The following is a 12,828-nucleotide window of genomic DNA, read 5'->3' on the forward strand; positions in this document are numbered from 1 at the left end:
TAATGGCCGATTATCGCCGGACTATTCGCATAAAGTCAAAGCAGGCAGCATAAAACGGCTGAGAAAAAACTTTCGCAACCGGATTTGACACATTAGTGCGAAACGTGAAGCCCGGGTGTTTGTTGGCGGAAGCACTCATGCGCCTGTGCTTTTTATGTGATGAATGACAATATAACCGATGCTATCATGAACAAACAAAGAGTTAACTTGCAAGCAAAACCAGCAGATGACTATCAAGCGAAAATCGCTACACCTGTTGCCATTCTCGGTCTTCGCATCGAAGAAGACTGGTTGACCGATATCGAATATCTGCCGCTGGACACGCCCTTGCTTGCGCCACACGGTCCCCTTGCCAAGGAAGTTTGCCAGCAGTTGCGCGCGTATCTGGCTGATCCTGGTTTTGTATTTGATTTGTCACTTCACATTGGCGGCACCACTCATCAGCGCCGGGTATGGCATACCATACAGGGCATTCCCAGCGGTGCAACCCGCAGTTATGCCGATATCGCGACGCAACTGCATTCCGCTCCCCGTGCAGTGGGGCAGGCGTGTGGTGCCAACCGGCTTCCCATCGTCATTCCATGTCATCGTGTTATTGCCAGGAACGGCGGGTTGGGCGGCTTCATGAATGCAAGGGATGGAGTACCGCTGGGTATCAAGCGCTGGCTATTGCAGCATGAGTGCATCCGAGCTTAACGCAGGCCTTCTGGATGAATTTTCCGATGCCCTATGGCTGGAAGACGGGCTATCTCGCAACACCCTTGAGAGCTACCGCAGCGATCTGCAGCAATTCGGCGACTGGCTCGCGAAGCAAAAGTGGAATGACAGCGCGCTGGTAGCCGCCACGCATTCAGATCTGCTTGGGTTTCTCGCCTATAAGGTTTCGGTCAAGGTCAAGGCGAGCACAACCAGCCGCGAGCTGTCGAGTTTGAAGCGGTTCTACCGCTTTTTGCTGCGGCAGGGAAAAATCCAGGCTGATCCCAGTCTCAATATTGATACGCCGAAGCTTCCCCGCAGTCTGCCTGCAAGCCTGACCGAAGCCGACGTGGAAGCGCTGCTTAATGTGCCTGATGTAGAACAATCCTTGGGTTTTCGAGACCGTGCCATGCTTGAGGTGCTATATGCCAGCGGGCTACGGGTATCGGAGCTGGTTAGTCTTGAGGTCGCGCAACTCAGCCTGAGCATGGGCGTCATACGCGTGACGGGCAAGGGTGGCAAGGAGCGTTTGGCGCCCTTGGGTGAGGAGGCGCTGGAATGGGTCATCCGTTATATAGAAGAAATCCGATCCGTGCTGCTGCGCGGAAAAACCAGTAATGCGCTGTTCGTTACCTCTCGTGGCTCAGCCATGACACGCCAGGCTTTCTGGCATCTGATCAAACGCTATGCGCGTCGGGCGGGGATCGCAAAGGCTTTGTCGCCACATACGCTGCGTCATGCCTTTGCGACTCACCTCCTCAATCACGGCGCTGACCTGCGTGTTGTGCAAATGCTGCTGGGTCATGCCGATATTTCCACTACCCAGATCTATACGCATGTGGCACGTGAGCGGCTGAAACAAATACATGCCATGCACCACCCCCGGGGATGAAACGGTTCTCGCATACGTAGTAATTTGAACTCGTGAGAGCGATTTTTGCACGGCATGCATATCAGTCACGAGAAACGGCGACATGTGTATTCCGGTTATCGCCTGGCATGAGTACCTGGTTACGAAGGGTTATGGATCGGGATCGGAATCTCTCACCGGTATGCGCCAGATAAATGCCACCAGGGTGATACCCAGCACAGCCAGCATCACCTGATGCCAAAAAGATGTCAGCATCAGGATGGAGCTACTGAATGACAACGCCATGAGCAGATACACCCAGCGCTTGACCTGGCGGCGAATGCTGCGGTGTTCGACCCATTCGCGGATAATCGGACCGGCGGTACGGTTGGCCAGGAGCTTGTCGTGAAAGCGTTTTGAGCTGCGTGCGAAGCAGGCGGCGGCCAGGAGCACAAAAGGGGTGGTGGGGAGTACCGGCAGTACTATTCCTACCACGCCCAATATCAGAGCTGCAAAACCCACTGTTAAATACAGGCCACGGACCACCCTCGAGTCATGCAGGCGCGCCGAATATGCCTCTGGTTCCTCTTGGCGTATCTCCTCGTTTGAGCGTTCCCCCATGCGTGGGACCTCCATCCGGTTATCTGCGGCATTGCCGGGCTTGACAGGCTGTGTCATTGGCTGCGGCGCAGACTAACATACCGGGTATAATATTGAGAGAGTCTGGACGCAGAAAAACTGATTCTGCCGACAAACCCGATAGAGTATTCGGCCCCTCTTCCGAGCAAGGGCCGATCAAATGATTTAAATTTAATTTTTGAGGTGGCCATGGCTAAAGCAAGCACACTGATTAATTTGAGCATATTGATATTCGGCATACTTCTCCTGCCCCAGCTCGCATTTTCCGAAACTAAAAGAGGAGCCCCAAACGTGACTGAACTCGTCAAAAAAGATATAAAAATAGGCACTGGAGAAGAAGCGGTCGTCGGCAAAACAGTCGAAGTTCATTATACCGGTTGGCTTTACGATGCGGCCGCTCCGGAGAAGAAGGGTGCAAAATTTGATAGTTCCCGCGATCGTGGCACGCCTTTTTCATTTCTGCTGGGCGCCGGACGCGTAATTAAGGGCTGGGACCGGGGGGTTACGGGCATGAAAGTCGGGGGACAGCGCACGTTGATTATTCCCGCGGAAATGGCCTATGGTTCACGCGGAGCGGGTAGTGTGATCCCACCGAATGCGGCTTTAGTATTCGATGTTGAGCTATTAGGCCTGCGTCAAGGATCGACGCACTGATATCATTTATGTGATGGCGCAAGGCCCCATTGAACATCGTTATATTCGATATTAAGTGCGCGAATCCTTGCGGCGGATCTCGCAAAACGAATGGATGACCGGCAAGAATTGTAAAGCGACCACTTAAAACGCATCGACGGCCGGGTGCTGAGCATGGGGTATAACAATCCTAAAATCCACGTTGACTTATGCACCTAAAACATTCACAATTAGCGGTTTTATTTGGAGGGGTTCCCGAGCGGTCAAAGGGATCAGACTGTAAATCTGACGGCTCTGCCTTCGAAGGTTCGAATCCTTCCCCCTCCACCAAATCAGGTGGCTGATAGTTGCTGAAGGCGGGCCGGGTCAGTGGCCTAACGACTCTTTGCGAGCTTATTGGCGATCCTTTGGGGAAAGCGGCGATGGTTGATTCCGTATAGGTTGATTGGTTGCTTCTATCCAAATCGATTGTTAGATGCGGGTGTAGCTCAATGGTAGAGCAGAAGCCTTCCAAGCTTACGACGAGGGTTCGATTCCCTTCACCCGCTCCAGGTTCGACGCTTGAGAAAAGCTAAGGTTTCTAAGGTTTATTGGTAAGGAAGTCATTGCAAAACTGGTGCGAAGTTGGTGGTTGGCAGGAAAGGCGCCTGCCCATGTAGCTCAGTGGCAGAGCACTCCCTTGGTAAGGGAGAGGTCGCCAGTTCAATCCTGGCCATGGGCTCCATAGGTATGTAATTTACAAATCGGGATAGAAAGAGCTTTAAAAAGGGCAGATCATGGCGAAGAGCAAATTTGAGCGGACGAAACCGCACGTGAATGTTGGGACGATAGGTCACGTGGATCATGGCAAGACCACATTAACGGCGGCGGTGACGATGGTACTGGCGAAGAAATTTGGTGGTGAAGCGAAGAGCTACGCCCAGATTGACTCGGCGCCGGAAGAAAAAGCACGGGGCATCACCATCAACACCTCCCACGTTGAATACGAAACCAAGGCCCGCCACTACGCCCACGTTGACTGTCCGGGCCATGCCGACTACGTCAAGAACATGATCACCGGTGCGGCGCAAATGGACGGCGCCATCCTGGTAGTATCGGCTGCCGACGGCCCGATGCCGCAGACGCGCGAACACATTCTGCTGGCGCGCCAGGTAGGGGTGCCCTACATCATCGTCTACATGAACAAAGCCGACATGGTGGACGACGCCGAACTGCTGGAACTGGTAGAAATGGAAGTGCGCGAACTGCTGGCCAAATACAACTTTCCAGGTGACGACACCCCGATCATCATTGGTTCTGCCCTGAAAGCGCTGGAAGGCGACCAGAGCGACATTGGCGAGCCCTCCATCTTCAAACTGGCGGATGCCCTGGACAGCTACATCCCGGAACCGGTACGCGCCATTGACGGCGCCTTCCTGATGCCGGTGGAAGACGTCTTCTCCATTTCTGGACGCGGCACCGTCGTGACCGGCCGGATTGAGCGCGGTATTGTCAAAGTAGGCGAAGAAATCGAAATTGTCGGCTTGAAGCCCACCCTCAAGACCGTGTGCACCGGCGTGGAAATGTTCAGGAAACTGCTGGATCAGGGCCAGGCGGGCGACAACGTCGGCGTCCTGCTGCGCGGTACCAAGCGTGAAGAAGTCGAGCGTGGCCAAGTATTGTCCAAGCCCGGCTCCATCACCCCGCATACCAAGTTTAGTGCCGAGATCTACGTACTGAGCAAAGAAGAAGGGGGTCGCCACACACCCTTTTTCCAGGGTTACCGTCCCCAATTCTACTTTCGCACCACCGACGTCACGGGCGCGATTGAACTGCCGGCAGGGACGGAAATGGTCATGCCGGGCGACAACGTCTCGGTGACGGTGAACCTGATTGCACCGATTGCCATGGAAGAAGGTCTGCGCTTTGCCATTCGTGAGGGCGGAAGAACTGTTGGTGCCGGTGTGGTGGCAAAAATTATTGAGTAATAACAGGATCAAGGATCAGTCCAGGAGTTGAAGATTTTTGTTCCCATGCTTAATACAATGAATTTCCTGATTTCTATCTTTGTTCTAGAAGGGAATATAGGCCAGTAGCTCAATTGGCAGAGCGTCGGTCTCCAAAACCGAAGGTTGGGGGTTCGATGCCCTCCTGGCCTGCCAAGACAAGGATATTCATTGAACTATCAATCTCGCTTATTTCCAGTTAGACAAAGTTCATCGTGTCACAAGCGCATTGAATAACCATGGTTCTGTGGGCTGAGTTGCAATTTGCATAATCGGTTCCCGCAAGGTTTCATTTACTGATAAGCATTAAAGGCAGAGTGGGATAGAGTGGATAAGATCAAGTTGGGGTTCGCGCTTCTGCTGTTGATTGCGGGTATTGCAGGTTTCTATTACCTGCGCGATAGCGCCATGGTAATTCGTGTCCTCGCAGTTCTATCCGGTTTCGTTCTGGCGGCGGTGACGGTCTGGTTTACCACGCAAGGTAAGCAATTTTATGCATTCAGCAGGGAATCCTCGGAAGAAACCAAGAAGGTAGTATGGCCGAGCCGTAAGGAAACCGTACAAACCACCGGTATTGTGTTTGCTTTTGTACTGGTGATGGCCATATTTTTATGGATGGTGGACGCGGGATTGCTGCTGGCGGTGAGGTATATGATGGGACAGGAGGGGTGATGGATAAAAAATGGTTTGTGGTTCACGCCTACTCCGGATTTGAGAAGAGTGTGCAGCGCGCATTGAAGGAGCGAATTAATCGCGCCGGAATGCAGGAAAAATTTGGACAAATACTGGTTCCGGTAGAAGAAGTGGTTGAAATGAAAGGCGGCCAGAAGAATCTGAGCGAACGAAAATTCTTTCCCGGCTATGTGTTGGTCGAGATGGAGATGACGGATGAGACGTGGCATCTGGTAAAGAACACGGCCAAGGTGACCGGCTTTATCGGGGGGTCGGCGATGAAGCCGACGCCCATCAGCGAGAAAGAGGTCCAGAATATCCTTCATCAGATTCAGGAAGGCGTGGAAAAGCCCAAGCCCAAGGTTCTTTTTGAAGCGGGGGAGGCGGTCCGGGTCAAGGAAGGTCCATTCACCGATTTTCATGGCAATGTCGAAGACGTCAATTATGACAAAAGCAAAATCAGGGTGTCGGTTTCCATTTTTGGCCGCCCAACCCCGGTAGAACTGGATTTCAGCCAGGTCGAAAAAGCTTGAAAACGAATAGGTGATTCCCATCAAGGGATGCTATGTTGTTTATTAAACGGGGAGAGCGCATCTGCGCTCGTTCGCACCCAAGAGGAGAATCATTGTGGCGAAGAAAATAGTCGGCTATATCAAGTTGCAAGTGCCGGCGGGCAAAGCCAACCCCAGCCCGCCTATTGGTCCCGCGCTTGGCCAGCGGGGACTCAACATCATGGAGTTCTGCAAGGCGTTCAATGCCGCTACGCAGAAAATGGAAGTTGGGCTGCCGGTACCGGTCGTTATTACCGCTTATGCCGACAAGAGCTTCACTTTCATCATGAAGACTACGCCCGCGACAGTTCTGATCAAGAAAGCGGCGGGAGTGGGCAAGGGTAGCCCCAAGCCGCATACGGATAAGGTAGGCAGGTTAACGCGGAAGCAAGCGGAAGAAATTGCCCAGATAAAAATGCCCGATCTGACGGCAGCCGATATGGACGCGGCGGTTCGCACTGTCGCCGGCAGCGCTCGCAGTATGGGCGTGGAAGTGGAGGGCATATAACGTGGCGCACATATCCAAGCGTTTCAAGGAAATCTCCGGGAAGGTGGATCGTAACAAGCCCTATCCGCTGCCGGATGCACTCAAGATTATCAAGGAGACGGCCACAGCGAAATTTGATGAATCCGTTGACGTGGCTGTCAATCTCGGTATTGATGCAAAAAAATCCGACCAGACGGTACGCGGCTCGGTAGTCTTGCCGGCGGGTACTGGCAAGACTGTGCGAATAGCGGTATTTGCCCAAGGTGATAAGGCTAAGGAAGCGCTTGCGGCGGGCGCCGACATCGTCGGGTTTGAAGACCTAGCGGAACAAATCAAAGCAGGCAATATTGATTTTGATGTGGCCATCGCCAGTCCCGATGCCATGCGTGTCGTGGGTCAGTTGGGCCAGATACTTGGGCCGCGCGGCCTGATGCCAAATCCCAAGGTCGGGACGGTGACACCGGATGTCGCGGGCGCGGTAAGGAACGCCAAGGCGGGGCAGGTGCAATATCGCGCCGACAAAGCCGGAATTGTTCAGTGCACCATTGGTCGCGCGTCGTTTAGCGTGGATGCGCTAAAGGAAAACATGCTGGCGCTCGTGGATGCGCTCAACAAATCCAAACCTGCTGCATCCAAAGGTATTTATCTGAGGAAGATATCAGTTTCCAGCACAATGGGCATAGGGGTCCGGGTGGATCAGACCAGCATGCGCTGACAATTTACGAATGAATAGTAAGACTTTGGGCTATCGGGAGGCGAATGTCGCTAAACCGGTAGGTTGTCAAAGACCGTTGGGGTTGTTGAGCGAAGGTGGGCAGTAAATAATAAGCTGCAAAGCCATTTAATTACTGAGTCAGGCTATCGCTTGAAAACTTAATTGCAAATGAAATGGGAAATGGTTGGGCAGAGCGTATATCGTCATCTCTTGCTTCTGACTTTCGACTATTTTCAGCACCCAGCGCAGATGGCGTACCCCAAAAACAGGAACAGGTTTATCTCCTGATTTAAGGTCGCCGGTTCTCGGTATTGAGACGAGGTCGCGAGTTTTTCACATTACTCGAACTAAAACTCAAACCGTATTAACAGATGGAGAAAGTGCCTTGAGTCTAAATCTAGAAGAGAAAAAAGCGGTGGTCGCTGAAGTGAGCGCCCAAGTGGCAAAGGCCCAGGCGATCATCATTGCCGAGTATCGTGGGCTTGAAGTCGGGCATATGACCCAATTGCGTGCGAAGGCACGTCAATCAGGGATATATTTTCGGGTGCTCAAGAACTCACTTGCGCGGCGCGCGGTTACCGACACGCCTTTTACCGGACTTTCCGAATACATGGTGGGACCTCTCGCCTATGGTATTGGCAGTGATCCGGTAGCGGCGGCGAAAGTGCTATACGAATTTTCCAGGGGCAATGACAAATTCGTGATCAAGGCCGGGGCCATGGCGAATTTCGTCATGTCCGGCCAGGAGATTGCAAATCTTGCGTCCCTCCCGAGCCGCGACGAGTTGCTTTCGAAACTGTTAGGCACGATGCAGGCGCCCATAGCCAATTTTGTACGGACGCTCAACGAAGTGCCAACCCGTTTTGTGCGCGGCCTCGCCGCTGTTCGCGATCAGAAAGAAACCGCTTAGCAGGTTCAAGTTACTTGAAATCACCATATAACCAGAAGCTTAAATTTATCAGGAGAGAATCATGGCGATAGCCAAAGCAGAAATTTTAGAATCGATTGCGAATATGACGGTGCTTGAGCTTTCACAGCTGATTAAGGAAATGGAGGAAAAGTTTGGTGTTTCCGCCGCCGCTGTGGCTGTCGCGAGCGCTGCTCCCGCAGGCGGTGCCGCTGCTGCGGCTGTGGAGGAGCAAACGGAATTTTCCGTGATCCTGACCACGGTCGGTGAAAGCAAGGTTAACGTGATCAAAGTTGTGCGCGCGGTTACCGGCCTGGGCTTGAAAGAAGCAAAGGATCTGGTGGACGGTGCACCCAAAGCAGTCAAGGAAGGTATCCCTAAAGCCGACGCTGAAGCCATCCAGAAGCAGCTTGCCGAAGCCGGTGCGACCTGCGAAATTAAATAGCGGTAAGGTGACGAGACCAGCTGACGGTTGAAGAGACGCCGTCAGATTCTGGTTTTTTCAGCGCAGGATTCACGCATTTTTGTGCCCGGGACATTTAGCGCGATAGCTTAACAACAGGTACTTTGCTCCCATTTTCTGTCCACCCGTCTTCTGACCTTCCGGAGATTCCATGAGCTATTCGTTTACCGAGAAAAAACGTATCCGTAAAAGTTTCGCCAAGCGCGCCAGTGTCTTGCCGATTCCGTTTCTTCTCGCTACCCAGATCGAATCGTACGCAGCTTTCCTGCAAGCTCAAGTTGAGCCTGATCGTCGCCCCAATCACGGGTTGCAGGCGGCGTTTATCTCGATTTTTCCGATCGAAAGCCACTCCAGAAATGCGCGGCTCGATTTCGTCAATTATGTGCTGGGTGCTCCTCCGTTTGATGTCAAGGAATGCCAGCAGCGTGGTCTTACCTATGCTTCTCCGCTTCGTGCCAAAGTGCGGCTGACGATCATGGATAAGGAGGCTTCCAAACCCACGGTGAGAGAAGTGAAGGAGCAGGAAGTCTATATGGGAGAGATTCCGCTCATGACTAACACGGGGTCGTTCGTCATTAATGGCACCGAACGCGTGATTGTGTCTCAACTACATCGTTCACCGGGTGTATTCTTTGAGCATGATCGGGGCAAAACGCATTCATCCGGCAAACTGCTTTTTTCCGCGCGTATCATCCCCTATCGCGGTTCCTGGCTCGATTTCGAGTTCGATCCCAAGGATTATCTCTATTTCCGCGTTGATCGCCGCCGTAAAATGCCGATTACCGCATTGCTGAAAGCGATAGGTTATACGCCAGAGCAAATTCTTACGGATTTCTTTTCTTTTGATACGTTTCATCTGTCCAAAAAAGGCATCTTGTTCGAACTGATACCGGAACGTTTGCGGGGCGATATGGCGCGCTTTGATATTGCTGCCAAAAGCGGCAAGATCATCGTCCAGAAAGACAAACGTATCACCGTCAAGCACGTCCGTGAAATGCAGCAAGCCGGCATAGATAAGCTTGCGGTGCCGGAAGACTTTCTGCTTGGGCGGGTACTGGGTCATAACGTGGTGGATAAGGAAACGGGGGAAGTGGTGGCCCTCGCCAACGATGAGATCACGGAAGTTTTGCTCGCCAAACTGCACGAGGCCAATATAGAAGAGATTCACACTATCTATACAAATGATCTTGATCAAGGCGCATACATATCACAAACCTTGAGGATAGACGAGACTGCCGATCAGATGGCCGCACAGGTCGCCATCTACCGGATGATGCGTCCCGGCGAACCTCCTACCGAGGAAGCCGTAAAAGCGCTGTTCCACGGATTGTTCTATGCGCCTGAACGCTATGATCTTTCTGTAGTGGGACGGATGAAATTCAATCGCCGCGTGGGCAGGACAGAATTGAGCGGTTCCACCACGTTGTCGAATGAGGACATCATTGCAGTCATCAAGATTTTGGTTGAACTGCGCAATGGCCGCGGTGAGATCGACGATATCGATCATCTCGGTAACCGTCGCGTGCGCTCTGTCGGTGAGCTTGCAGAAAACCAGTTCCGTTCCGGACTGGTGCGGGTCGAACGGGCGGTGAAAGAACGTCTCAGCCAGGCTGAATCAGATAATTTGATGCCGCATGACCTGATCAATGCGAAGCCGGTATCGGCGGCGGTGCGCGAATTCTTCGGCTCCAGCCAGTTGTCGCAATTTATGGACCAGACGAATCCGCTTTCCGAGATTACTCACAAACGCCGCGTCTCGGCGCTGGGACCGGGCGGACTGACGCGCGAGCGTGCGGGGTTCGAGGTGCGCGACGTGCATCCTACCCATTATGGCCGTGTATGTCCGATTGAAACACCGGAAGGCCCTAATATTGGTTTGATTAATTCCCTCGCTCTATACGCTCGCACGAACGAGTATGGCTTCATGGAAACGCCATACCGCAAGGTGAAGAACGGCAGCGTCACCGATGAAATTGACTATCTGTCGGCGATAGAGGAAGGCCAGTATGTTATTGCCCAGGCAAATGCGGAGCTTGATCGCCAGGGCAAATTCACCAACGACATCGTTTCCTGCCGCCATAAGAATGAGTTTACCTTGGCGACACCGGATCGTATCGAGTATATGGATGTGGCACCGGCGCAGATCGTGTCGGTCGCTGCTTCACTGATTCCATTTCTGGAACATGATGACGCTAACCGCGCATTGATGGGGTCCAACATGCAACGCCAGGCAGTGCCTTGCCTCCGTGCGGAGAAGTCACTGGTTGGCACCGGCATCGAACGTGTGGTGGCAGTGGATTCCGGAACCGCAGTACAGGCGGTACGCGGTGGAGTAGTGGATTATGTGGATGCCAGCCGTATCGTGGTGCGGGTGCATGATACCGAAACACGTGCCGGCGAAGTGGGCGTGGACATCTACAATCTGATTAAATATACCCGTTCCAACCAGAACACCAACATCAATCAGCGTCCACTAGTGAAGGTGGGAGACGTGATTGCGCGGGGCGATGTGGTGGCGGATGGCGCCTCCACCGACCAGGGTGAACTGGCGCTGGGGCAGAACATGCTGGTAGCATTCATGCCATGGAATGGTTTCAACTTCGAGGATTCGATTCTCATTTCGGAACGCATTGTTGCCGAGGACCGTTTCACCTCGATTCATATCGAGGAGCTATCGGTGGTGAGCCGGGATACCAAATTGGGAACGGAGGAAATTACCGGCGATATTTCCAATCTGTCCGAAATGCAGCTCGGACGGCTGGATGCCTCAGGTATTGTTCACATCGGCGCCGAAGTGGAAGCCGGCGATGTGCTAGTTGGAAAGGTTACCCCTAAGGGCGAAACCCAGTTGACGCCTGAAGAAAAGCTCCTGCGCGCTATTTTTGGCGAAAAGGCTTCCGATGTAAAGGATACGTCACTGCGTGTACCATCGGGTATTTCAGGTACGGTCATCGATGTGCAGGTATTCACGCGTGAAGGAATCGAGCGCGATAAGCGCGCGCAGCAGATCATTGACGATGAACTGAAACGCTACAAGAAGGATCTGGCTGACCAGATGCGAATTGTGGAAGCCGATGCATTCGAGCGTATAGAGCGTTTGCTTAAGGGCAAGGCGGCAACCGGGGGTCCAAAAAAACTCGCCAAAGGTGCAAGCATCACCAAGGAATATCTGGACAGCATCGATCCGCACCACTGGTTCGATATCCGGCTTTCGGACGAAGAGACGAGTCTGCAACTTGAGCAGATCGAGGAAGGTCTTGCACAGAAACGCAAGGCGTTCGACGCCGCATTTGAAGAGAAGAAAAAGAAGCTTACACAGGGCGACGAGCTGCCACCGGGCGTGCAGAAAATGGTCAAGGTTTACGTGGCCGTGAAACGGCGCCTGCAGCCCGGAGACAAGATGGCGGGACGTCATGGCAACAAAGGTGTGATTTCCAAGATCGTGCCGGTGGAAGACATGCCTTACATGGCCGATGGGACACCAGTCGATGTCGTGCTGAATCCCTTGGGTGTTCCGTCGCGCATGAACGTGGGCCAGATTCTGGAAACCCACCTGGGGTGGGCAGCGAAAGGTTTGGGCAGAAAGATCGGCGATATGCTGCGTGCTGAAAGCAAGACCGCGGAGATCCGTAAATTTCTTGACAAGATTTACAACACCAGCGGCAAACGGGAAGATATTGCTTCGCTCACCGATGTGGAAATCCTGGATCTGGCGGAGAATCTCAAGGATGGCGTGCCTTTCGCGACCCCGGTATTTGACGGGGCTACCGAACACGAAATCAAGGATATGCTGGCCCTTGCCGGTCTGCCGCGGTCCGGCCAGGTGACGTTATACGATGGAAGAACCGGGGAGGCTTTCGACCGCCCTGTGACAGTGGGTTATATGCATGTGCTGAAGCTGCATCACCTGGTGGACGATAAAATGCATGCGCGCTCCACCGGTCCTTACAGTCTGGTAACCCAGCAGCCGCTGGGTGGCAAGGCCCAGTTTGGGGGTCAGCGCTTTGGCGAAATGGAAGTATGGGCGCTGGAAGCATACGGTGCTGCTTATACCCTGCAGGAAATGCTGACGGTCAAGTCCGACGATGTGAACGGGCGTACCAAGGTGTACGAGAGTATCGTCAAGGGTGACCACAAGATCGATGCCGGCATGCCGGAATCATTCAATGTGCTGGTGAAAGAAATCCGTTCGCTGGCGATGGATATCGATTTGGATCGGCATTAGCAGTT

The 12,828-nt window shown here is 53.1% G+C and carries 12 protein-coding genes and 4 tRNA genes; 15 read left to right on the forward strand and 1 reads right to left on the reverse strand.

Annotated elements, in window-relative coordinates; all coding sequences use genetic code 11:
• Nucleotides 1–186: 186 nt before the first annotated feature.
• Both BLP45_RS08635 and xerD read left to right on the forward strand, forming a co-directional pair.
• Nucleotides 187–696 (forward strand): methylated-DNA--[protein]-cysteine S-methyltransferase, encoded by a 510-nt coding sequence (locus tag BLP45_RS08635; protein WP_090371837.1) that lies wholly within the window; start codon nt 187–189, stop codon nt 694–696.
• Nucleotides 677–1,588, forward strand: coding sequence for a site-specific tyrosine recombinase XerD (xerD, locus tag BLP45_RS08640; protein ID WP_090371734.1), 912 nt, complete (start codon nt 677–679; stop codon nt 1,586–1,588). Before BLP45_RS08635 ends, xerD begins: the two co-directional genes overlap by 20 nt.
• A gap of 129 nt (nt 1,589–1,717) precedes the next feature.
• Here the strand turns inward: xerD and BLP45_RS08645 are convergent, their stop codons facing one another.
• Nucleotides 1,718–2,224, reverse strand: a complete 507-nt coding sequence (locus tag BLP45_RS08645; RefSeq protein ID WP_371128746.1) for a YbaN family protein — start codon at nt 2,222–2,224, stop codon at nt 1,718–1,720.
• 150 nt (nt 2,225–2,374) lie between these two features.
• Here BLP45_RS08645 and BLP45_RS08650 point away from each other — a divergent pair, with 150 nt between their 5' ends.
• From BLP45_RS08650 to rpoB, 13 genes are all read left to right on the forward strand, one after another.
• Nucleotides 2,375–2,839, forward strand: a complete 465-nt coding sequence (locus tag BLP45_RS08650) for an FKBP-type peptidyl-prolyl cis-trans isomerase (protein ID WP_090371736.1) — start codon at nt 2,375–2,377, stop codon at nt 2,837–2,839.
• A 224-nt stretch (nt 2,840–3,063) separates the two neighbouring features.
• Nucleotides 3,064–3,148 (forward strand) — tRNA-Tyr (locus tag BLP45_RS08655).
• 147 nt (nt 3,149–3,295) lie between these two features.
• Nucleotides 3,296–3,369: transfer RNA gene (locus BLP45_RS08660), tRNA-Gly, on the forward strand.
• Between the two features lie 98 nt (nt 3,370–3,467).
• Nucleotides 3,468–3,542, forward strand: a tRNA-Thr gene (locus BLP45_RS08665).
• A 52-nt stretch (nt 3,543–3,594) separates the two neighbouring features.
• Nucleotides 3,595–4,785 (forward strand): elongation factor Tu, encoded by a 1,191-nt coding sequence (gene tuf / locus BLP45_RS08670; protein WP_090371738.1) that lies wholly within the window; start codon nt 3,595–3,597, stop codon nt 4,783–4,785.
• 98 nt (nt 4,786–4,883) lie between these two features.
• A tRNA-Trp gene (locus BLP45_RS08675) sits at nt 4,884–4,959 on the forward strand.
• Between the two features lie 171 nt (nt 4,960–5,130).
• Entirely contained in the window at nt 5,131–5,475 is a 345-nt protein-coding gene (gene secE / locus BLP45_RS08680) for a preprotein translocase subunit SecE (RefSeq protein WP_090371739.1), read from the forward strand.
• Nucleotides 5,475–6,008: a transcription termination/antitermination protein NusG gene (gene nusG, locus BLP45_RS08685; protein WP_090371741.1), complete on the forward strand. Its 534-nt coding sequence runs from the start codon at nt 5,475–5,477 to the stop codon at nt 6,006–6,008. Before secE ends, nusG begins: the two co-directional genes overlap by 1 nt.
• 94 nt (nt 6,009–6,102) lie before the next feature.
• Nucleotides 6,103–6,534: a 50S ribosomal protein L11 gene (gene rplK, locus BLP45_RS08690; RefSeq protein ID WP_090371743.1), complete on the forward strand. Its 432-nt coding sequence runs from the start codon at nt 6,103–6,105 to the stop codon at nt 6,532–6,534.
• Between the two features lies 1 nt (nt 6,535).
• The gene (gene rplA, locus BLP45_RS08695) at nt 6,536–7,228 is read left to right on the forward strand and encodes a 50S ribosomal protein L1 (RefSeq protein ID WP_090371745.1); all 693 of its coding nucleotides are present in this window, start codon (nt 6,536–6,538) and stop codon (nt 7,226–7,228) included.
• A 385-nt stretch (nt 7,229–7,613) separates the two neighbouring features.
• Nucleotides 7,614–8,138 carry a 50S ribosomal protein L10 gene (gene rplJ / locus BLP45_RS08700; RefSeq protein ID WP_090371747.1) on the forward strand — a complete coding sequence of 175 codons (525 nt, stop codon included), beginning with the start codon at nt 7,614–7,616 and terminating at the stop codon, nt 8,136–8,138.
• A 61-nt stretch (nt 8,139–8,199) separates the two neighbouring features.
• Nucleotides 8,200–8,580 carry a 50S ribosomal protein L7/L12 gene (gene rplL / locus BLP45_RS08705; protein ID WP_090371748.1) on the forward strand — a complete coding sequence of 127 codons (381 nt, stop codon included), beginning with the start codon at nt 8,200–8,202 and terminating at the stop codon, nt 8,578–8,580.
• A gap of 169 nt (nt 8,581–8,749) precedes the next feature.
• Nucleotides 8,750–12,823 carry a DNA-directed RNA polymerase subunit beta gene (gene rpoB / locus BLP45_RS08710; protein ID WP_090371750.1) on the forward strand — a complete coding sequence of 1,358 codons (4,074 nt, stop codon included), beginning with the start codon at nt 8,750–8,752 and terminating at the stop codon, nt 12,821–12,823.
• Nucleotides 12,824–12,828: the final 5 nt, after the last annotated feature.

The organism is Nitrosospira sp. Nl5, from assembly GCF_900102495.1.
Classification (GTDB): Bacteria; Pseudomonadota; Gammaproteobacteria; order Burkholderiales; family Nitrosomonadaceae; genus Nitrosospira.